General features: G+C 40.7%; 12 protein-coding genes. 7 read left to right on the top strand and 5 right to left on the bottom strand.

The window, feature by feature from the left end:
* Positions 1–549: 549 nt before the first annotated feature.
* Together EO92_RS07495 and EO92_RS07500 are read right to left on the bottom strand one after the other, a co-directional pair.
* Entirely contained in the window at positions 550–2,361 is a 1,812-nt protein-coding gene (locus tag EO92_RS07495; RefSeq protein WP_048170515.1) for a hypothetical protein, read from the bottom strand.
* 692 nt (positions 2,362–3,053) lie between these two features.
* Positions 3,054–3,959 (bottom strand): polysaccharide deacetylase family protein, encoded by a 906-nt coding sequence (locus EO92_RS07500; RefSeq protein WP_048160443.1) that lies wholly within the window; start codon positions 3,957–3,959, stop codon positions 3,054–3,056.
* 2,405 nt (positions 3,960–6,364) lie between these two features.
* Here EO92_RS07500 and EO92_RS07505 point away from each other — a divergent pair.
* From EO92_RS07505 to EO92_RS07520, 4 genes are all read left to right on the top strand, one after another.
* Positions 6,365–8,149: a disaggregatase related repeat-containing protein gene (locus tag EO92_RS07505; RefSeq protein WP_048170518.1), complete on the top strand. Its 1,785-nt coding sequence runs from the start codon at positions 6,365–6,367 to the stop codon at positions 8,147–8,149.
* A 692-nt stretch (positions 8,150–8,841) separates the two neighbouring features.
* On the top strand, positions 8,842–10,452 hold the full coding sequence (locus tag EO92_RS07510) for a right-handed parallel beta-helix repeat-containing protein (protein ID WP_048170520.1): 1,611 nt from the start codon (positions 8,842–8,844) through the stop codon (positions 10,450–10,452).
* Positions 10,453–10,937: 485 nt separating this feature from the next.
* A complete protein-coding gene (locus EO92_RS07515; protein ID WP_048170524.1) occupies positions 10,938–13,034 on the top strand; it encodes a disaggregatase related repeat-containing protein in 2,097 nt (698 codons plus the stop codon).
* Positions 13,035–13,117: 83 nt separating this feature from the next.
* Positions 13,118–13,651 carry a metal-dependent hydrolase gene (locus EO92_RS07520; RefSeq protein ID WP_048133594.1) on the top strand — a complete coding sequence of 178 codons (534 nt, stop codon included), beginning with the start codon at positions 13,118–13,120 and terminating at the stop codon, positions 13,649–13,651.
* A gap of 118 nt (positions 13,652–13,769) precedes the next feature.
* Here the strand turns inward: EO92_RS07520 and EO92_RS07525 are convergent, their stop codons facing one another.
* Positions 13,770–15,254: a glycosyltransferase gene (locus tag EO92_RS07525; protein WP_235283244.1), complete on the bottom strand. Its 1,485-nt coding sequence runs from the start codon at positions 15,252–15,254 to the stop codon at positions 13,770–13,772.
* A 1,458-nt stretch (positions 15,255–16,712) separates the two neighbouring features.
* Between EO92_RS07525 and EO92_RS07535 the strand changes: the two genes are divergently transcribed.
* The 3 genes from EO92_RS07535 (at position 16,713) to EO92_RS07545 (ending at position 21,518) form a co-directional block, all read left to right on the top strand.
* Positions 16,713–17,648: a UDP-N-acetylglucosamine 3-dehydrogenase gene (locus EO92_RS07535; protein WP_082107971.1), complete on the top strand. Its 936-nt coding sequence runs from the start codon at positions 16,713–16,715 to the stop codon at positions 17,646–17,648.
* 382 nt (positions 17,649–18,030) lie between these two features.
* Complete coding sequence (locus EO92_RS07540) at positions 18,031–19,968, top strand: hypothetical protein (RefSeq protein WP_048170530.1); 1,938 nt, start codon at positions 18,031–18,033, stop codon at positions 19,966–19,968.
* Between the two features lie 92 nt (positions 19,969–20,060).
* Complete coding sequence (locus tag EO92_RS07545) at positions 20,061–21,518, top strand: lipopolysaccharide biosynthesis protein (RefSeq protein WP_048170532.1); 1,458 nt, start codon at positions 20,061–20,063, stop codon at positions 21,516–21,518.
* Positions 21,519–21,696: 178 nt separating this feature from the next.
* Here EO92_RS07545 and EO92_RS07550 read toward each other — a convergent pair whose 3' ends face one another.
* Both EO92_RS07550 and EO92_RS07555 read right to left on the bottom strand, forming a co-directional pair.
* The gene (locus tag EO92_RS07550; RefSeq protein ID WP_048162996.1) at positions 21,697–22,704 is read right to left on the bottom strand and encodes a GNAT family N-acetyltransferase; all 1,008 of its coding nucleotides are present in this window, start codon (positions 22,702–22,704) and stop codon (positions 21,697–21,699) included.
* A 77-nt stretch (positions 22,705–22,781) separates the two neighbouring features.
* Positions 22,782–23,996 (bottom strand): glycosyltransferase family 4 protein, encoded by a 1,215-nt coding sequence (locus EO92_RS07555; RefSeq protein ID WP_048170534.1) that lies wholly within the window; start codon positions 23,994–23,996, stop codon positions 22,782–22,784.
* Between the last annotated feature and the right edge of the window lie 19 nt (positions 23,997–24,015).

Raw genomic sequence — 24,015 nt, forward strand, 5'->3', positions numbered from 1 at the left:
TGTGGTGACAGCAAAATACCTCAGTCCTTGCTTGGTTTTCGCTTCGGAAATCAGCATGGAATGAGAGACTTCAAAATAGAAATAAGTTTGCAGAATCAACAACAGCAGAACGTGAGGAAGTTGACGCTTATATCCCACGAAGCTGAAGACTTCGGGGTTTTACGTTCCTTCCCATAAAAATGTAGTATCTGATTAATCGGCTTATAGATTCCAGAATCAGAGGCGGAAATATTTAGTATCTCTTCTGCGCCTTACAGAGCTAAAGCCGTCTTACCAGCCACGTAAGAAAAAATCGCAGGGTCTTTCTGCGATTTCTAATTTTTATCGATCCTCTATCACTTTTATTTTGGACTTATCTCTTCTTTGTGGTCTGAAAGCCCACTCTCCCGCATCGAACGTGACAGAATCCATAAATTAGACCTCTTGAACAAAGCTCACTTTTAAAACCCAAAAATTAGTCCTCTTGAGCGCAGCGAAAAGGACCGTGTACTCCCGAGACGCAATTCGGGTGGCGCAACTAGGGTGGCGCAACTAGGGAAAAAAGCAGACTCAAGGAGTATGCTTGTAGATTTTTATGTTAAGAGAGTCGTAAATCTTGTACAGAGGCTTATTGTCCTGAGTCTCGGAACTGTTTCCTGCTGAAGAATATCCCAGATTATCAGATCCTGATTTTTCCAGGTTCAGAGCCTCTGAGAAAGTTGTTACTACGAGGTAGAAAGGTCCAAACGTGGCGGAATTATTCAAAGACTTTACATCCGCGGGACGGTTTGCAGGGGCTGACCCGGATATGATAGAAACCTCGGGAAATGCATCATATTGTCCCGGACTGTCGGTAGAATTTCCTGAAAAGGTATAACCCACTTTATCTCCAGAAGACATAACATACGGGTCTGCTGCTTTTGATCCTACTAACCACTGCATTCCTTCCACCTCATTTTGTGTGATAGCTTCCGAGATTCCTCCGGCATATGGGGAACTGAAACAGCTGAAAAATCCTAAAGTCCAGAGAAGACCCAGAACCAGGATTGTAGCGCCAAGGCCGGTTGTATACCCCTTCCTGAGAAGAACAATATAGAGAGAGTAACCCAGAAGCGGGATCTGGGCAAAGATGATGAAACTTAAGTTTGCAAATCTATCTGGCGGGTAAGGGATGAAGGGGTTTAAGAGAAAGCCAAGCTCAAGGAAGAATGCAATTATATACAGGAATAAAAAGCGGGGGTATCTGCGAACAAAGTGGTGACAAAAGCGTTTGCGATTCTGCCATACGATTACTGTATTGATTACAACAAAAATTAACGGGATATAGTACTTGCCGTAATAAAGGTTGAAAAGGTGTATGAACTCGAAAATCCCGGGGTCCATGCTTGGAATTGTAGCAAAACCCGCAGCTGCAAGGGAATTGATACGCCAGGCAAGAGCCGGGAGAAAAATATCAAAAAACCCTGAAGCGTACTTTGCGCAGAGCAAGAAGCCGCCCGAAGTAAATGACAGAAGGATAAATAGAGGAACTATTCTTCCGGAAGAACTTGAAAGGGGATCTCGAGCAAGGCTTTTAAGACTGAGGATTTTTTTAAGGAGCCCTGACTGCATGACTTTACCTGCAAAAGCAAGCAGCAGAGAGAAACATACCAGGTACATGAAGATAAAAGGATGAGCTAACGGGAGCAAAGGTATCATAAAGAGCAAACAAACAACTCCCGCTGTTCTGTTTTTGTTGGAGATTGCATTCCAAAGCAAAAGAAGATAGAGAGGAACAAGACAGAAAGTAAGGTAGTAGGGGACCGTTGATACCTGGAAATGCCCGAAGTATGGAATGACCGAGCAGAGAAAAGTTACCGATACCAGCTTTTCCCGGCTCATAAAGCCCCGGTAGAACAGAAACATACCGGCAATAAATATAATAGAAAATAAAACCGGTAAAAAATATGATAGTGCCCGTGCATTCATTCCTGAGGTCAGAGCCAGAGCTGAGACCAGTAGAGGACCTGTAGGGGAGAGATCTGAAAAGGCAGAAAGACCTGAGGAACCGAAAATCCCTGTATTTCCTGCCAGAATCAGGTATGAAAATTCATCTCCCCTGCCTACTGAAGCGTAACCAAGCATATACGGGATTATCAATACGATAATATGAACAAGTAGTAGTGTGAAAACTGCACTAATCTTTCTATATGCAAGAAGCAGAAAGCAGGCAGAAAGGTAACATAAGAGCAGGATCAGGTAAAAATGGAAAGGAAGCTGTTCATAGATATTAACTGCATATCCTTCAGGCTGAATTTCCCTGAGAACAAAGAGGTTATAAACAAGTAGTAACAGAGAAACCGCTGGAATCAGATTTAAGATTTTATTGTTGAGTTTAGACAATATGTCCCCCGTCCTTCCGGAAAGTTACAGAGTCCAGTTTCCGCACCTTTATATAAGAACTTTCCTGAAACAGCGCCTCTACTCCCATAGAGTCTGCTTTCACAGGCAGCTCGCGGCAGGTAAACTTCCATGCTCAAAATTTCCTTCTATATAAAGATTTCTTTTACTTTGTTCTCTTATTTATGTTTCGTATACCCAATCGCTCAACAAATAATTAATTGTTGTGCCCGATTCGCAGGTTGATATACTGCCCCTCAAGAGAATTGATGTTTCTCATAAGTAAAAATCCTCAAGAATTAAAGACTTTCGGGCTTTTATAAGAAGAAGCGTAAAAACTCCAGGACTTTACAGGCTGTCCTACAATTACTACCAATAATAACCGAATTTATTCTTTATCGATTTAAAGGATTTATACCTTATTTTTTTACATGTTTTTGCTCTGAAATAGAATTGTCGGACAGCCTCCTTAGCCTGGGGGACATAAGTGGCGGACTGCAAATCCAAAAAGCCAGAGTCCGAAAATTAGATTTTAAGGGACAGGAATTCGGTTTCCTTACGAATCCTGACACCTTTATACTTTCTGGCTATGTACCTTTGTATGATGAAATATTCAGGATTTAGATATATTCAGAGAGAAAAAAAACGGCAAACCCTGCCTGGCCGTTCTGCTTTGAGCAGAAAGAAGTTCCCTTTCAAACACATGATACTCCGGAATAATCCCTCAAGCACATTACATCAACTTCGCTCAGTTTACTCAGGATATGCCGGACCCTCTGTTCAACAAGCTTCCCTTTTATGCACCAGTAAAAGGGCCTCTTATTCCCAAGAGAGGGAAATCTGGTACAGGAGATATCCAGTGGATGAAAATAGAAAATGGTGTGCCCTCTTTTAAGACTCTGCATAAGCCCGTCCAGAATGAATGATGAACCCAGGAATCGAAGCATAGGGCCGCCTGATGCAGGGAACTTTAATCCATGTTGACAATAAGCCCATGGAAACTCAATAAAGTTCCGGTCACTGCCTGCTTCAAGTTCGCTCTCCTCCGGATAATAGGGGAAGGATGAAACTGTATTAAGGGCTGAATCAGTTTTGTTGTAAAAGGAATTTACTGAAACAGATGAATCATACTTAAATCCCAGTTTTTCGAGGGAATCGACCATCCACCCACTTACCAGGGCGTTTGGTGCCCTGTAGCCTACCAACTTTTCGCCACTGATTTTTTCGAGCATTTTCTTTGCAACCAGGGTCCTTTGCTCAAACTCCTCCACACTCATTAACTGTTTTTTTGTATCAGGGTCGATTTTACAGGCATGATTCAGCCCGTGGCAGGCTAGCTCATGCCCCCTATCTACAATTGACTCTACCAATCCAGGGTAGTGTTCAATGGTATCTGCAACTACAAAAAAAGTAGCATTTATGTTGAACTCATCAAGAATATCCAGCACCCTTTTTGTGGGCTCACTCAAGAAATCATATCTGCCGTTCCACGTCTTGAAAAATTCATCTACATTCCTGTAAACCGAAAACGGAGAACTGCAGACAGAAGGAATATGATACCAATCTTCAAGATCTACTGTAACCGAAAGACTACCGTTCATGAAATCCCCTCCTCACTAAGAGCTGTATTTGCATATATCGTGAAACTGGACTGGAAGTTTCACTAAGAATGGGAATTAGCAACTATGCATTCCCCAATGGCTTAGAAAGCCTCCCCATCTAAACGAACACCTTAAGAGTATAAAAGATTTTGTGAGATATCAGAAGAAAGAAAGGAGCCATGAGGCACTAAATTGAAAAAAACATACTGTAACAGCGAAAACAAATTAAAGAAATTACACCAAGCGGATAAGAATTAATAGTACATGTTGCGCTTACATAGTCAGACTGGGCACTTGTTGAGATGTTAGGGTGTTAAGTAAAGTAAGATAATTCATCAATTCAATTATTTGCCTCGAAAAAAGAAGTACGGATTTCCAAGAAATAAAATAGATTGAAGTCTTTTTTCGGGAGGTGTTTTTTAGAGAGATTTTCCATAGGCAGAGCTAGGATAAAATTATATTAAGTACTGGATATAAAGAGGCTGGCGGCAAGAAAGCTGGTTTTATGGAAAAAGTATTCGGAAGAAAATTTTCTGCTCCCGGTCTGAGAGCAGGAATAGGAATAATTCCATGAAGCTGAGACTTATTTAAACTAATTCTGTAAAGTGAAAATTAGATAAATTGCCCGGTATAGACTTTTCAGGTTTCGATCCCGTCAAACAATACGGCTCAAAAATTTCAGATCAAACCTAATGGTATTGGGCTTCAAAAGGGTTTTTCGGGATGATGCCTGAAAGTGTAGAACTCAGAACTGTTATTGGGACCACGAAAACCGAAAGCGACTTTTGAGTTGTAAACCAATTGAGAAAACGAAATCACGGTTAAAATTTCCAGATTACTGAATAGAACACAGCCTCTTTGAGAAAAAGGAAGGCTCTAGAAAGAATACCTCCCAAACTCCTGAATATTAGTTATGTTGCCATAGAGAGAAAAAGTATTATTGTGCGAATCGCACATTCTGTGATGGATTCTGCGGTTGACGAACATTCCAGAAAAAAGCATCACTACTTTTAGCAGATGTCCTCACAATTTTGAAAAGGGATTTTCAGTTACAGGAACTGATTACATCAGCATCAATAGAATCTTGATTTGGGATCTTTAGAAATATGGTTGAGAAGAGCAGTAGAAAGGTCAGTTTGCTAAGAGATACAGACTTAATTAGAAAAACATAATTAGAAATATATAATAGATAAGGAGAAAAAATGGATGCACTTTTAGAATTAGTTTTATCTCAGCATCCCTAATTCTATTTAAAGAGTTATTGAAGAGGTTCTCAAAAAAGGTTTTTACTGCACGCAGTGACAATGAGTACAGTATAAAGAACACATTGAGAAAGCAAAAATTGTCGAATAATTCAGTAGAAAAAATAACGGTATAAATTTTAGATAAATAGATTCCACAGGCTGTAAAAAGAACTCGACGCACATCTCAAAATTTCATATAGATAGAAAAACAGGAAGAGCAGACTGCCAAACTCCGAAATAACAACGTACCAGTCCTGAAAATTCACGCAACCTTTTTTCTAAAAAACTGCTTTTTTCGGCCTTAAGGTGCGTACAAGAATATAAAGTGTCCCGCGGACTATATGAAAATATTTAAAGAAGTAACGGAACGGTTTTATAGTAGAACCACATAAACTTCAAAGTCAACTCAACATTACATAAGTAAACAAAAGTTTCGCAGATGAGTTGACCGGGCTAAAAGCTATGGTTGATAAGAACAGGAAATATTGTCCTGAAAGGAAAAATATCCTGTCGTTATAACAAATTTTGAATAAAAATCCAGAACCAGAGCTTCTCATGTCCGGCAACCTCCGAAAAAATAGCCACTCATATTAGTGAAAATGAAGAGTGGAAAATCCTCTGCACCGTGTCCGCCCCACAAAAACGCAGAGAACCGAATTGAAAAGGTTCAAAAATATTACGAAGACGTAATTAGAATTTTTGAATTACCGCATAGACCCGACATAATTAGATATTTGAGATAAACTCGGTCTAATTAGATAGTTCGGAAAAACATTACGAATACGTAATATGGAATTTTGAGAAATATCCGGGAAAGAGTATACGATTATCCTGGATTTTTGAGTTTGCTCAAATTCTAAATCCAATCAGAGGCGATACGATGCTAAAAATGAATATAGGAACCCTATTCCTGACAATATGTCTTATTTTAACAACCGTGTCAACTGTTGGAGAAAGATAGAACTATTTAATAGTTTTTTGAGTGTACTCAAATTCCAATCCAACCCAAAGGTGATACGATGCTAGAGATGAAGCAGGAAACCCTATTCCTGACAACATATCTTAGTTTAACGGCCGTATGTGCTTTGGGAAAAAATATACTATGAGCCTACAAATTTTTTGATATTGCTCAAATTCCAAATCCAACCCAAAGGTGATACGATGCTAAAAAGACAGATAGGAACCCTATTCCTAGTAACATGCCTTATTTTAACAACCGTACCCGCTGCGTTAGGCGCACAGAATACAATAACTGTAAATGCAACATCTGGATCAGATGCCCAGACTGCAATTAATAATGCAATAAATTCTGTAGCATCAGGAGCAACATCAAGTAACCCGGGATATGTTCTCCTTAGTGCTGGCACTTATAAGATAAGTGCACCTATAATTTTGAAATCTAATGTAGTACTAAAAGGCGCGGGCGACAGTACAATAATCTTTGCTACTGGCTCAGTTTGTAACTCCGCAGGATCACCTGCGTATGTATACGGATCAGGTGTTTCTAACGTTGAAGTATCTAATCTTCAATTCCAAAGTACGGCAACCGGACCTGGTGATGGAGGTCATGGAGACTACCGTAACTGCATAAAATTTACCTCTGTGACTAACAGTAAAGTACATGACATTTTATTCAATCGCTATCTGTATGGTGATGGTGTCAGAATCGGTAAAAGTTCTGGAATAGAGGTATATAATTGCAGAATACAGTCCTCAGGACACGATGGCGTGTCATTTTTGTCCGGCACTAAGGATTCCAGAATGTATAACTGTTACGTTGAGGTTCAGACCAACACAGGTGTCAGGGTAGACAACTGTGCAAATATTGAAGTGGACCATAATACCTTCACAGGTAGTGCAGGGTCCGGATGGTGCTGCGTTGAGCTGGAAAATACACTGACAAATGTGGATGTCCATCACAACATTATGCATGATTACAAAGGATCAAGCAGCAGTGCAGGCATTGGAAATTGGAATGCAAAAGGGTCGATTAGCGTTCGTGATAACGTTATGTGGAATGTGTCTCCTTACGTTGAGGTAGGCTCAGGCACAAACATATTAGGACCATCTGATCGCAGTGTTGAGAATTGGGTAGCAAAAGGGTATGGATATGGCTCTATTGGCAATGCTTCAGGCGCCCAGACTACAACAACTGAAAATCCAACATCTGGAACAGATGCCCAGACAACAGCTAATGAAACTGCTGTAACAGAGACAAAAGAAAACGAAGTTGCAACGACCAATAATCAGACAACAGCTAATGAAACTGCTGTAACAACAACAGCTAATGAAATTGCTGTAACAGAGCCCGCTCCTGAACAGGTAGTTGGAACTGATACCGTATCATTACCTGAGGAAAATGCAACAAGCATTGTTATAGACAACCGTCTCAGGGAAGCTTCTCCTGACACCGTCTACCAGGAAAAAGCGTATATTGACATCGGAGGCAGGCCTGGAGTAGGAAAGTACAGAGATCTGCTCCTGTTTGATCTGAGTGACTACAACGATGCTGAAAATATTAGCAATGCAACCCTTTCCCTCTACTGGTATTATCCTGACGGACGGGAAAGACCAGAAGATGCGGTTATAGAGATATACAGGCCCGCTGCGACCTGGAATCCAGAAAATGTGACCTGGAACAGCAGGGATAATGGTGTGCTCTGGACACAGCCCGGAGGAGACTGGTTCGACATGAATAATGTCTCTCAGGGAGACGCACCGTACGCTACGATAACCCTGAACGGAACCGATATACCGGACAACAGGTACTATGAGCTGAACGTAACTGATCTCGTAAAAGAGTACGTCAGCAGCGAGTACGAAAACACAGGGTTCCTGATTAAAACCCGTACAGAAAATGCGGATTACGTAGCATTCTACAGCAGCGAAATAGAAGATGAAAACCAGCGCCCAATGCTGAATATAGAAGAGAAAGCTGTAGCTTAACAGCTCTAACTTCAGGAAGAGACCTCTGAAAGGCTGGAAGTGCGGAGATAACAAAAAGACCTCCGTAACCCAACCTTTGAGTTCTTCCAACTTATTTTAGTCATTGAAGGGAGAATTTTTCAGGCTAAAAACTGCGGAAAGTTTTTCCTTTGTTCTTCTTTTCATAGAATTTCATTGAGATCTGATGGAATGTCTGCAGGTTAGAAAAAATGAGTAGACAATTTCATACAGAAGTAGGAATAAAGTTTTATCGAACATATTAACTCCCCTCAGAGCAAATAAATAATTTAATAGTACACATATTTCAAAAAGTACTCGTGTGTTGCTGTTAAAAATTTAAATCCGCAAACTGTACATAAAATTTTTTTCAAATCGGATTATATAAATAGAGCTATTTTGATTCATAAGACGTTGTCTATTCAATACATGCCCCTCGACAGTGGGAATAACTTTAAGCACATAAGCTTTTTGTACACTGCTGCAATCAATGATTAGTATCTTTATGTTAGAGCTCATATGGATTCAAGAAAAGCCGATAGCGTGCAAAGAATTATTTTTAACTGTTGTAAAGATTAAACCCGTGAGATCACTGAGGACATCAGGTTTTTTAAAAAACTCCAGTGACAGTACCTTCCAGCGATAAATTATATTCAAGTTTGGAGGATTTATATCTCAGGGTGCAGGGATAAAAAATGAACGGAAAAGATCTTATAAACAGATGGGGAAACAGAAAAAAAACGGGTTTTTACATTGCAGTCTTCATGTTCTTGATTGTAATGGTAACAACTGCCCTTTCGATCGCGCCATCAGGCATGACAGTTTATGTGGCTGGAGACGGGAGTGGGACCTTTAACTGTAATGGGACTGACGACCAGGTAGAGATCAATCAAGCCCTCGCATACGTCGCAGAACACCCGGAGTTTACAACCGTTCATTTGAAAGGCCCTAACACATACGTTATCTCAGACAGTATCCTGGTCGGGAACAATACCGTTCTGGAAGGGGACCCCACGGCTGTGATAAAACTTAAAGACAAAGCAAACTGGCCAGTTGCCAAGCCCCTGATTACGCAGAGAGATAGCTCGGGAAACCAGGATATTACTATAAAGGGTTTTGAGATAAACGGAAACCACGACGCCAATACAGATAAAAAGAAAGGCGCTGGATACTACAATCTTATCCATTTCATGAACTCAACAAACATTCAGGTTCATGATATGTATATGCATGACAGTCATGGAGATGGATTGAAAGTTGAAAACAGTTCCAATATTCAGTTTTATGACAATAAAATATATAAGCTCGGTCACGACGGTCTTTACGGAATCCAGTCTCGATATCTGGAAGCCTGGAATAATACGATAACTTGCAGGACTAACAGCGGGCTTAGAGTATGGGACTCAAATCATGTAAAATTCCATGACAATACTATTGATTCCTTTTATCACTGGAGCGCAGGTGGTCCGGGTATTCAGATCCAGAAATCTGCGGCCGTCATGGATGATATAGAAGTATATGACAATACCATCCACAACACTTACGGACCTGGCATCTGGCTGTTGGGCTATGGCAGCTACCCTCTGAAAGAAGCGCAGAATGTCCGTATTCATCACAATACATTCTACAGCACAGGCACGAACCCAAGTATTGACTGGGTGGGAGGTATTGTAACCAGCGGGTTTAACAATACCCTTATTGAGAATAACGTGTTTGACGGCACATATCATGCTGCTATCGTCCTGATGTACCCTACAGACCGCACCATAGACATCTCACCTAAAAGTACTGGATACACGACCATTGTTCGTAATAACATAATTACAAATACGGAACGTCGCAAGAGCGAGTCAAGCGGGACAGGATTTGGTGTTGTCAATTACCTCCCCGAAACCCATAGCCTTGTACTGGAAAACAACTGCTTTTACAATAATGTTGCAGGAGACTATAGAAACGCAATATCAACAAGTGATATTTATGTAAACCCTCTTTTCACAAATCAGAAAGGAAATGATTACCATCTTAGATCGACAGGCGGCAGATGGGATGGGAAAACATGGATAAAGGATATTGAAAGCTCTCCGTGCATTGATGCAGGTTATTCCTCCTCTGACTACTCAAATGAGCCCGAAGACAATGGAAAACGGATCAATATAGGAAGATACGGAAACACTGAAGAAGCATCAAAGTCAGGGATAATGCCCGGATATGTGGCCTGGTGGCATCAGATATTTTCGCCTGAATGGAGGATGTTCAGGATGCTCCTGAAGATATTCCTTCTATTCTGCTTTAAAATTCAGATTTAATGCTTTCTCAGGTGTGTCCCTAATTAAAAAATATTAATTTTTCCAGCCCCTGGATGAAGATTTTAACTTAAACTTTCAGGGGTTTGCTTTTAACTTTTAGAGTCAAATCTGCCCCGGGTCCATGTAAGCCTAACATGAATGCTTATAAATCTAGATCTTTATCACACCTGACGATTGAATCCTGACCAGTCACACCAGAAAAGGTAAAAACGAAAATAAAGTGCTCTGGAACTTTAATTTTCTGCGGTGAAGATATAAGACAAGATTCAGAACAGGCTCTTCTACTAACCTCAAAGATTCACGACTTCCAGATATTATATCCAATAATTATGAAGAGGCTGGGAGATGCCTCATTTAACAATCAAGCTCTATGGACATCAGGCTATGAAAAAGATTCAAATCTTTCCTGTAAATTTTTTTGTAGATATCAACAGATAACTTTTTTTAAGTTTAAAGAGTTATAGTTATTGTATTGGGGGTACAAAATGAACGAAACTCGGTGGATATATAGACAGGGAGAAAAAAAGAAAAAAGGAATCCTGATTTTACTTTTTATTACTCTGGTCGCAAGTGTAACTATTGCCCTCTCAACCGCTCCTTCCGAAATGACGGTTTATGTAAATACCGACGGGAGTGGAGATTTCAACTGCGATGGAATCGATGACCAGATAGAGATCAATAAAGCTCTCGCATACGTTGCAGAACATCCAGAGCTTACGACCGTTCATTTGAAAGGCCCTAACACATACGTTATCTCGGGTAGTATTTTCATTGGAAGCAATTCCATCCTGGAAGGGGATTCTACAGCTGTGATAAAACTTGAAGATAAAGCAGACTGGCCATTGGATAAGCCCCTGATTACCCAGATCGATAGCTCGGGAAACCAGAATATTACTATAAGAGGTTTTGAAATTGACGGGAATCATGACGGAAATAAAGAAAAAGGCAGGGGAAAAGGGTACTATAACCTGATCCATTTCCTCAATTGTAAAAATATTCAGGTTTATGACATGTATATGCACGACAGCCATGGTGATGGGCTGAAAGTGGTGAAAGGTGTCAATATTCAGTATTATAATAACACAATATACAAGCTAGGACATGACGCTCTTTACGTAATCTATTCTTCAAATGTGGAAGCATGGAACAACAAAATAACATGCAGAACAAACAGCGGACTCAGAATATATAATGGAAATCAGGTTAAATTCTATAACAATATAATTAATTCCGAAGGGGAGGGGGGAGCTGGAATTGAAATCCAGAAGGCGGGTTCTTCAACAGTAATGAATGATATCGAAATCTACAACAACCTGCTTTATGAGACAAATACCGCAGGAATCTGGATTACAGGGTATGGGTCAGCATATTCGAAAGACTCTGCTAAAAACATATACATTCACAATAATAAATTTTACAAAACTGGTATTAATCCCGGTGCTGACTGGGCAGGAGGTATCGTCCTCAACGGTTTTTATGATACCCTGATAGAAAACAACTTATTCGATGGATGCTACGGGGCGGCAATTGCCCATAAAGAGGTAGATGAAGAGTTTACATCCACGGGTACAGGTTATACAACCATTGCGCGGAACAATATAATAATAAATACAAAATCAAGCCCTGCAGCCGGAGAAGGTTACGCATTTTATAATAAATTGGAAAATACCCACTCATTCGCCCTTCAAAAAAACTGTCTATCAAATAACGCAGGCGGAGACTATATGTATACCAGCTCTACATCGGACGTACAAGCCGACCCTGCACTTATAGAACAGCTGGAAAAAAATGGGTCTTCAGTGCAAAACCTGCCCTGTGCAGACGCTATGAAAGTAGGACCACAGGAAATGCCTTATGAGATAGATGAGAATGGCATCGATATGGGACAGGAAGAAGGTCTTGGATCAGATATTAAAAGGGCGATCTCAAAAATGGTACGGTTTGTGAAAAATATCTTTTTGGGGTTCACTTCGGGAGAATCAGAGAACGAAAACATAAAAATCGCCTTACCTTCGGTTGTCTCAGACAACAGGCTGAAAGAAGAATCTCCTAAAACGACATTTAGGGAAACCGAATATATGGATGTGGGTGAAAGAGCAGAGGGGGGAAAATACAGGGATGTCATACTGTTTGAACTGAACCAGCTGGATCAAACAGATAGTATTGAAAAGGCAATCCTTTCTTTGTTCTGGTATTACCCTGAAGAAGCCAGACCGGAAGATACTATTCTGGAAGTATACAGGCCGGAAAAATGGTGTGAGGAACATGTTACCTGGGAAGCAAGAGAAACAGGAACTCTCTGGCAGAATCCAGGGGGTGACTGGTACGATAAAAAAGGTGTATCTCAAGGCAGCACCCCATATGCGACAATAACTATTAAGGGGAGTACCCTTCCGGACGACAGATATTATGAACTGGACGTAACAGAGCTTGTGCAGGAATATACCAGCGGGAAGTATGAAAATACTGGTTTCCTTATAAAAGCCAGAGTGGAAGATAATAACTATATTGCTTTATACAGTTCAGAGTGGCAAAACAAAGCTCAGAGACCTAAACTTACTATAGAGTATACAGATGAATAATACAATCTGAGATTAAGCAAAGGTTAGAGTATATAAAGCACAGGCAATATTTAGATATAAATGAAGAGCCTTTATAACCTTCGATGCTTCTCTTCGGACATCTGGGAATAACACTGGGGGCATTTATCGGCCTTCGGCGACTTATTCCTCGCTTAAAATCCGTAATAGATTTAAGGTATCTTGCTATTGGAGCCCTTTTACCTGACCTGATAGATAAACCAATAGGAAAAGTAATATTCGCATCGACCTTTGCAAACGGGCGTATGATAGGTCATACCCTGTTGTTCAGCTGCCTTCTTGTTCTTGCCGGTATCTACCTGTATCAAAAAAGAAGAGATACCAGAATATGTACCCTAGCTTTGGGTTCTTTTTTCCATATCCTCGAAGACCAGATGTGGGGGCGCCCTCAAACTTTTTTATGGCCTCTGCTTGGATGGAGTTTCCCGAGAGATTCTATTGATTACACAGGCTTTGAATACTTAATAAAAATGCTAGAGGGCTCATTCAAACCTGAATTTTCCCAGACTTACATTGCAGAAATTATGGGAATAGGAATAATTGTTATTTTTACTGGAATCTGGATAAAAAAAAGACTGAATCAAAATAGCTCTGACTAGAAAATCCTGATTAAAAAAGAATCAGATTAAAGAGCCCGAATTAAACAAGCGGGCTCTTATTGTTTTTGCAAGAAAAAATAAATTAAAAGAAAAAGCCCGGAAGGAAAACTTCCGGACCTCAACGAGCAAGTCCTACCCTTTCATTCCTTTTCTTTTCAACCTGCATATCAAAGAGCATTCCGAACAGAAGCATCTGAAGTCCAGTACCCAGTACGAGGAAACCAAGCAGTGGGTAATAGGACGGTAGCGGGTTTTGAAGCAATATCTGCAAAAGTCCCCAGATACCAAAGAGGACACTCGCAGGTAGGGCAAGCATCCCAAGGAAGTAAAACAGAACCAGAGGATGGAAATCCAGAACTGTATATTTGATCCTTAGCCTCCAGAGAAAGCCCCTGAAAAGCATGGGCGAAATCTTACGGATATACTTACTGTACTTAATGGATGACTTCTCTCTGCCATAACGGGCAGGGATTACTACATCCATGACCCTCATTCCAAAGGCGTTAAGCTTGATAAGCAAGTCATTACAGTAGCCGTAGTAAGGATAAACCGAATCCAGATCGATAACCTCAAGGGCCTGCCTGGAAATGGCTGTATACCCGTTCTGCGGATCCATGATATGCCAGTATCCACTCCCTATTTTAGTAAGGAAACTCAGCAGAAGGTTTCCAAAAGACCTCCACCTGCTCATCCCGGTCATAAAATTGTCGGAGAGAAGCCGGTTACCCTTTGTATAGTCAGCCCATCCCTCGATAATCGGAAAGATCAATCTCGGAAGCTGGGTAGGGTCCATCTGGTTATCCCCGGCCATAACTGCTACAATATCCATTTCATCTTTTAGAGCAAGCTTGTACCCGTTAATTATCCCTGCCCCGACGCCTTTGTTTACTTCGTGACGCAGATAAACGATTCTCGGATCTCCGAACTTTTTTACAATTTCTCCAGTCCGGTCAGTACTACAGTCATCGATAACATAGATCCGATCCACATACTCTGGAATCCCTCTCAGGGTTTCGCCGATAAGCAGTTCTTCATTATAGGCAGGTACTACAACTCCTATACGGGTGCTCTCAAGTTTCCGAAATGCAGGATCAACGTCAAAGCTCAGGTAGTTAACCTTAAGTTTTTCAGTTTTGGCAGCAGAAAGCAGGGATTTCAAAGACATATGCTCTTTGCCTGAGCTAATATTCTGAAGCGATCTTGAGGTTAAGGCAAGAAAGCCTATTTTTTCTTTGAAGGTGCTTTTCCCGTTCAGAAGCATGACTGTCTCCTGTTCGCAGGAAACCCGGCAGGGCCAGGAACCTACCGACAGGTCAAATCCCTGCCTGAGCGGCTCGAGAACATGAGACAGCAGATCTATATCCTGCATGCAATCAGGATAGATAAGAACCACAAGCTCTGAATCAAGGGATGCCCTGTAAAGGACTTTGAGCAATGCTTCCTCTCCTCCGGCCAGGGGGACGACTCTTGCCCCTCCCAGAGCTGCCACTTCCATAGTTCGGTCAGTAGAACCTTTGTCAAGCACAAGTACACGATCTGCATAACTCGCCGCGAGCAGGACCTTGCTTCCTATGGATGCTTCCTCGTTTTGAGCTGGAATCAAGACCGTAAACTCATGCCTTAGAGGCCTATTGGAAAGTTGAGATGGCGATGAAACTATACTGATGGGATCGGAAATTAGAGAATTAAAACAAAGTGTAAGGGCTGAATACAAACCCTCTCCACCCCCTATGAATATAGATTATACTATAACCCCCAGTATATGTATAAATGCAAAAATATTAAAGGCTATCATTTAAAAGATATTTGGAGAAAAATATATATAAAGTTAACCTGTGACTGAAAATAATCTGTTAAAATATTATATAACTTACAAGGATGCTTCCTTTATTGAATAGAGTTATGGTATATAGCCCAAGTTTGGGAGATCCTACTAACATAAAATACAGTATTTCATCACAAAAAACACGTTTTAGCGGCATAATGGGTCCGAAAAATGAAAAAATAGAAAAAAAGAAAAAACACAAGATAGAACTTTGGATTTTAGGAAGAAAACAGAATCATGAAGCCCATTCATAAACCATAAAACATATGAGTGTGTAGAATAGGGTTATAGTTTACACTCCTACAGCAAATGGAAAAGCCGTTCTATTATGCAAAAATGTACATGTGCTACTCCAGAGTTAATTATTATGAAGGCATCGCAACCGGGAAAAAATTATAGATAAATTAGTTAAAATTCAGGTAGTAAACCTTAGTTGTATGCCCTGATCCAGTTACATGTCATAGTATGACTCTCGGGGACCGGGGCAGGGAAGAACTTAACCGATCTGCGAGCAGGCAAGAGAAAAAAACACCATAAAAGGCATAGTACATTGAGAAAAATGATATGGCTATTGCTGGAAGAAAAGGGGGAAATAAACATCGGAAACCTCCTGGACTTCAGGCAGCAGCTGTTACGGAAAATAATACATCCACAGGGAGCTTATTTAACCCTCAGGTGAATAGGTAAAGGAGCGATCTGCGGGAACATAGAGTTAAGTGGTATAAAAACGCCCCTGTATATCCATGCCCTGAGAGCGCATAAAGTAATTAGGGGGTTCTTTAGTTCAGAGGGATTCAAGCAAAATATGAAAAGTACCAATAGGCTTTAAAAAATAAGGCAGATGAGTTCAATATATGCACGTAGCCAGAGTATACTGATGAAAAATATTCATCCAAGGCTAAAACTTATATTCTAAGAATATTTATTTATTTATTTAAAGGGAGACGGCATAATGGTGAAAGCATATACCGTCAATTGGGGGAAAAAAGAGTTTGAGATTTAACTTACCTGTATTCTGGAAGGCTTCCATACAATGAAAGGAACATGGAAAAACCGAATTGAAGCCGATCTGAAAAAGCAGTAAGAACTCAAGGTCTTTCTTTGCACGAATTGATCTTATTTACTGATAGTTTACTGATAGTATACTACCTGTGTAAATTACCCTGCTTTTTTTGCAGGAGATCAGACAAATCGAGATAAAAGCGCCTGATAAAGTTATTGTGGGGGGTAAAAGAATTGATACGCGTAGGAGTGGTTGGAACCGGTTACATGGGGGAAAACCATGTCAGGATCTATAGTGAAATGGAAGACGTTAAACTGATAGGGATTTCCGATCCCAATACTTCAAGGGTAAAAGAGCTTGCAGCAAGATATAATACACTGCCTTTTGCAGACCATAAAAAAATGTTTGAGAAAAAAAAGCTTGACGCAATAAGTATCGCAGCTCCTACTACCCTTCATTGCCCCATAGTGCTTGATGCACTTGAAGCCGGGGCAGACGTGCTTGTAGAAAAGCCTATTGCAGACAGTGTGGAAAATGCAGCTGCAATGATCGAATCTGCTGAAGAGATGGATAGGCACCTGATGGTAGGACACATAGAAAGGTTTAATCCTGCGGTCCTGAAATTAAAAGAAATCGTTGACTCAGGGGCTCTGGGAAAAATCGTCTCTGTTTCAACCAGAAGAGTCGGGCCTTACAGTCCCAGGATAAGGGATGTGGGGGTAATCCTGGATATTGGAGTACATGACATAGATATAATCTCCTGTATCTACGGAATGAAGATAAACCAGGTATATGCCGTAGCTGGATCAGACATTCATTCCTTTGAAGATCATGCGACAATTCATCTCCGCCTGAACCATGCATACTCAGGGCTTGTGGAGACAAACTGGCTTACCCCCCACAAAATCCGGAAGCTTACGGCTGTTGGTCTGAAGGGTGTTGCATATCTGGACTATCTTGACCAAAGTGTGGAGCTCCACGACGATGGCTGGATCCAGAAAGCCAGGGTAGAAAAAGCCGAACCTCTGCAAAAAGAACTCTCCCATTTTATCTGCTGTGCAAAGGATGGAACCTGCCCGATGCCCTCGGGAGAAGAAGGAAAACATGCTCTTGAAGTGGCACTGGCCGCAATCCAGTCATACAGGGAAGAAAAAATGATTGAGATATGAAGCTGCAGCCGGGTGAAGCAATCTATCTGAATTCACTCATTAAACTGCCTCTTAAAAAAGAGCAGGGGTGGCCCCAGAGACTCAGATCTGTAACTGGTGGAAAAAAGAATAAGGCATTAAGAACATGCTGGAATTTAAAAAAAGGTAAAAGAAATCTCAATTAAAAAGAAAGAGAATTAGTCTAGAAGAGAATGGAGAAAAACAGATATCAAGACTTAAAGGAAAGGTTAAAAGAAATTGCAGTCCGATAAAAAGGATAATTTGGATTTGTGAACTAACCCCAGACTAAAGATCCAGGGGTTTTACGCTTATTCTTATAAAAGAAAAATACTTCATCGGGAAACTATATAATCCTAAAGAAAGTTGTTATGTTGAGGATTGTATGGAAACTATAAAAAGGTATAAAGAGAGATTTACAGGAAATCTTGACACGATTCTCAGTGTAATGGGATTCAACTTAGGCGTGTTTATTGTTTCATTATATTACCTGATCAATTTAAACCAGAAGGACATCGGAATTGCTGTACTTTCTGCCTGCTTAATCTATTTCATATTTAGAAAAAAATTTAAAAGTGAGGCGCCCATTTCCTCAGGAAAAGACGGATTAAAGAATGTACTCAACCTTTCCTTTTATCTTGTATTCCTGATAAGTGTGCTCATATATAGCATGAACCTGTATTACAGGCCGATATCTTATTTCATCCTGATATGCATACTCGCAGGAATCATAGCTTCGGAAATACTGTATGTAAGAGAAGGAGACAGGGTAACCTCAATACTACTGCAGATATTCCTTCTTTCAATCCTTATAAGAGCCGGAATCTATTATAATTTCCCAAGTCTCATGGGCTATGACGCTTATTTTCATGCAGGTATGGCAAAACTGATTACTGAAACAGGGGCTATTCCCCCTATTGAGATAAGCAATAAATATTTATATTATCCTCTTGCCCACATTTTTGTCTCGATAACCCAGCTTATGGGCGGACTGGATATCAAGGACGGATTCTTTTATTCTATAGGATTTGCCAATATATTCAGTACGGCAGGGATTTACCTTATAGGAAAGAAACTCGAAGGCCCTCAGATGGGCTTGCTTGCAGCTTTATTAATTAATTTGAATAATCACAATATTGTCAGCGGGATTACAAATATAACCCCGGGTTCCCTGGTTCTTTGCTACTTTATAATTATCCTGTATGCAATCTTTAGCGAAAAGCCGGGCCTGGTGCAGACAGGACTTCTTCTCCTGGCTACGGTTCTGATGGTGCTGACCCACCAGTTAACTACTTTTGTGGTTTTTCTGTCTTTAGTTTCAATTTTATTAGGGAAATACCTGCACAACCTCCTGTATGAGAGTTTACCCACTGCAGCAGCCAGTTTTAATTACCTCCTCTTTTTTGTGATTAGCCTGCAAACCTACTGGATGTTTACATATGTCACTCCGGAGACCTCCTTTTTTGAGATGATCTTCAAGCCTCTTATGGAAGTACTTCAGGTTGGATCCAGCTACTCAAGTGAGGAACTTATCGTGGGGACTGCAACCAATCCGGACTCACTGGAAGTACTGATACTTCACATAAGCTACCTTGCCCTACCTTTCTTCGCAATAGGAGGAGTTCTGACATGGTTTTCCCGCAGGGACGCCGAAAAAATAGATAAGTTCTCAATTGCTCTGGTTGTTGTAATTCTGTATAGCTTTGCTTACGGAATTCCTTTACTGGGCATGAGAAATTTCCTTACAAGCAGGTGGTTCCCGCTAATAGCAGTATTTCTGGTCCTGGTAGCTGCTTCATATATATTGAAGCTAACAAGCCTGTTTAACTCTAAAAAAGCAAAAATTTCTGCAATTTTCATCATAGTGTTGTTCTTCTCATTCGTAATGGTTACCACACCAGGTATTAATAAAGACAATCCTCTTGTAGGAAAAGAGACAACCGTAAGAAACCAGTTCAAGAACATTGAAATCCAGCCTGTGAAAACATTATCTGCCGTGTACTCAGGAAACATTCTGATGGATTCTCCCTATGACAGCTGTCTTTTTTACAGGGATCAGGGATATGATGCAAATAACGCAACATACTTCAATACAAACCAGATCGAATCGAGAGAAATAAGCGGCGATCGTATGGTATTGCTGAGAAGATCATCCCTGGGGGAACCAATATCCATAAATGACCCGAACAGATACGGGATAAACATAATCCAGCCATTACCAGTAGAGTTCTTCAACAGCTTCGAAGCTCCGGAGTATGCACTGGTATATGACAATGCAGAGGTACTGGCTTACCTTAAAGAAAATAAAGAAGTAAAAAAATAAAACTTCATCGGAAACTATTATATAAATCACCTGAGTGAAACCCCCTATCTACGGCAAAAACTGAATTGATATATTTCAAAGCTGGAAACCCCATGTCGAACTTTATAACTAACGTACTAAAGCTTATATCCGGAAGTGTTACTGCCCAGATTCTGAGTATACTTCTTATACCCATAATCACAAGAATTTATAACCCAGATGATTTTGGGATTTTTCAGCTTTTCATGTCAATCTCAGGCATACTTGTAATAGTTTCTACTTTTTCGTATCAATTTGCGATCATGCTGCCAAAAACAGAGGAGGATGCTGCAAATGTTGCCTCTGTATGCACCGTACTGGTAACTTTCATATCCTTACTGACAGGCATCGTAGTCTTATTTATTCCGAAAGATATTGAGATTTTTAACACCCCTGGAGTTTCAAGGTATTTACCTCTCCTTCCGCTAATAATATTCCTCAACGGTATGTTTTTTGTGCAAAATTACTGGCTTTCAAGAAAAACCCGGTTTGGAGTCATTGCAGGGTCCAGAGTTTCGAACACCTTAACATCAAAGGCATTTCAAATAGGATTTGCGAAATGGAGTATTACCCCATTCGGCCTGGTAGGCGGATTCATTGCAGGATATGTATTTGCAGATCTTGTCATGCTCAAGGGCATAAAAAAAGATATTCAAGTTTTCAAAAAGATCTCATTAAAAAGAATGAAAGAGATGGCCATTCAATACAAAAAATTTCCGTTATTCAGTTCCTGGTCATCGATCGCAAACACTATTTCTCCACAGGTCCCTGCTTTTTTGCTCGCATACTTTTACAGTACATCAGTTGTAGGGCATTTTTCACTTGCAAATCAGGTTGTAAACCTTCCAATGGGAATTGTAGGCAGCGCTATAGGACAGGTTTTTTTCCAGAAAGTAAGCGAAGTTAAGAACGGGAACGGGAAAGGAGACATGAAGGTTATAGTTGGGGAGGTTTATAAAAAGCTGATCTCGATAGGAATCTTCCCTATGATACTCCTGATTATTCTCGGAGAGCAGATCTTCACATTTGCTTTCGGAGAGGAATGGAGCATTGCAGGCACATATGTAAAAATTCTTGTGCCCTGGATCTTCCTGGTCTTTCTTTCTTCACCGATATCAACTCTCTATAATGTATTTGAGAAACAGACCGTCTGGCTTACCTTCAGTATAATTCTCCTGGTCTCAAGGATAGTAGCCCTGGTCATTGGGGGAACTTATGGAAGCCCTGAGTTCGCTCTTGCCCTGTATAGCTTTACAGGAATTGTGTTCTGGCTCTGGAACAATGCATACCTTCTGGGTCTTGCAGGAATTAGCAAGAAAGAAAGCATAGAGATCCTTATAAAATATGCGGCAATAGGCCTCATCGTTTCGATCCCATTAATTTTAATAGAAATGATTTCTTCAAGCTTTTACGTAATAATATTTGCAGCCGTCATCATAACAGTTATCTATTACGTAATAACCCTTCACGACGATCCTGTATTCAGAAAAATGTTCTCAACTTTTCTTGTGAACGTAAGAAATAGGAACTGAGAAGGAGATTAAACCTCCTTCCCGGAAACAAAAAAAGGATTAAATTCCGATTTCAGGAAAAATATCCTGATTTCGGTTTTAGCTTATTCCGATTTTCGATAAGGAATTATTCTTTTCAGTGAGGAAAATATTCCTTTATATTCCTTTAAGCAAGAATAAAGTTCTCCTGCTTCTCCAATCATTCTGATTCTTCATGTGTAGCCTGGTATAATAACCTCATAAGGGAATATTTTTTGCTGCGCAGGGTTACTCTATAATAAGGGACAATCTTCGGGGAAAATCCCATAATAAAGTCCGTAAATCTTGGGATGTTTGCTGCCATTACATTCATATATTCGAAATTTCTGGACTTCAGGTCGAGAAACTCATTATAATAGAGAAGCGCATTTGGGCCCATTCTACCGAATTCAGGGTTAAGAGCTGAAGACCAGGTAATCGTGCATTTTTTACCATACAGGTTCAGATGAGAAGCAATTACTTCTCCTTCGGGAGTCTCTGAGACAAACATATAGCCAACATCTTTCTCCTGGATCAACTTAAATACCCTTTCAAAGAATTCCTTTGGCACAGGAGGTTCCAGATTTTGTTTATCATAGACAAGGGAAAGCAGGCGATAATAAGTTTCAGGGTCGTTTGAGACTCTCGTTTTAAGCCCTGCTTCCTCTGCGCTCTTAAGTTCTCTCCGGATTTTCCTAGAAAGATTACTATCTACATTTTCTTTAAGGTCGAGATGATGAGTATAATGTACACTCGACTCCCATCCTTTCCAGGTAAAAGGTCTTACGTCTTCAAGCCCGGGGGCAAGTGTAAGGGTAATGCTGTCGAATCCCTGATTGCAGAGGAATTCTCTAAGAGCTTCAAGGATCTCGTGTGTGTCCTGCATACGTTTGCTAGCTTTAGAGCTGGCTCCCTCTTTTATAAGGGGACCGCAATAATCAGTCATATTACAGGTCGAAGATGCTACTTTCAGCATACCTTTGATGTTCTTAATGAAAATGGGACATCCACCCACAAGCTCACCGTTTCTGAAACAACCATAAATCTTTAAGTCTCTGGAAAGGACATCTCTGCAGATTCCCAGCCAGTCACTTGTGTGAAAGAGCGTACCGGGTTGAGCTTTTTCCACAAGCAGATCCCAGTCATTATATTCAGACTGTAATAATTCTCTGACTTCAATTTCGTCCATTTTAAGCCCCGTGTGAAAGACAATAATTTGTATTTTTGACAAGTTATAATAACATTCGAAAGACGGATTCCGGGCGTTCAGCCTTTGGGTCCCGATTTGCAGACCCCGTCTACCTGTTTCGCAACACTGTACCAGCTGTAATTTTCAGTAACATGACTTAAACCTTTTGAGCCCAGTCTCGCCCTCAATTCCCGATTATCAAGTAGCTTTAAGATAGCTTCTGCAAGGGCTTCCGGGTTTTCTGGAGGGACAGGAATTCCTCCTTCTGAAGCCTTAAGGACATCATCGACCCCGCTAATCGCACTCGCAACAACTGGCTTTCCGCAAGCCATATATTCATATAGTTTCAGAGGGGAGAGCCCGATTTTTGCGTTTCTGGCCAGGATAAAGGGAGCAGCGCAGATATCACTTGCATTGATGTACACAGGCACGCGGTCATAGGAAACCACACCTGTGAAAACAAACCGGTCTGCAACTCCGAGCTCCTTTGAGAGGTTGAGTAGCTCCTCTTTCATAACTCCATCGCCGACAATAAGGAAACAGCACTCAGGAGACCTGGAAAGTATTGAAGAAGCTGCCTTTACCAGATATTCTACCCCCTGCCAGGGAGCAAGGTTTCCCACAAAACAGATATAAGGAGTTTCCGGATCCAGACCAAGCTCTTTCCTGCAGGCCTCCTGCTCAAGAGGTTTGAACAGGGAAGTGTTTGCTCCGTTGGATACCACAGTTATTTTGTCTCCTGGAATGTTGTAAGAACTCTCAAGATTCGCTTTTATTCCTGGAGTTACTGCGATTACCTTATCTGAAAGTCCAAGAGCTTTTTTCAAAACCGAAACCTTTAAGCTGGCTTTTGCAGAAGAAAAATACCGGGATAAATTTACCATTTGTTCCTCTTGCAAAGACTTCTCCTCACTGCACCTGGATTTGATAAGGCTGCTTTCATCCTCCGGGATTCCATTTAATTCATAAACCAGAGTTTTGCATCTGCTTTTGCAAAAGAGCCCGGCAAGAAAACCGAAATTCGGATTTCTGGTATACAGCACATCAAAAGTTTCGGAACCGACCAGACCTGCAGAGCTCCGGAAATAGTTGATTGTGAGGGTTAGAAGGCTCCCAGGACGTATATAATGGCAGCGGATATTGTCCAGGTTAGAAAGAGTAGACCTATCGGTAGTGAAGATATGGATTTCATTGCCCAGCTTTGCCAGGTTGCTTACAAGCTCATGCCTGTGGATAAGCGAACCATCAGCCAGGTAAAGGGGCCAGACTATATCCAGAAAGAGCATCTTCATACTATCACCTTCAATACAT

This window comes from Methanosarcina sp. 2.H.A.1B.4, from assembly GCF_000979385.1.
GTDB lineage: Archaea > Halobacteriota > Methanosarcinia > Methanosarcinales > Methanosarcinaceae > Methanosarcina.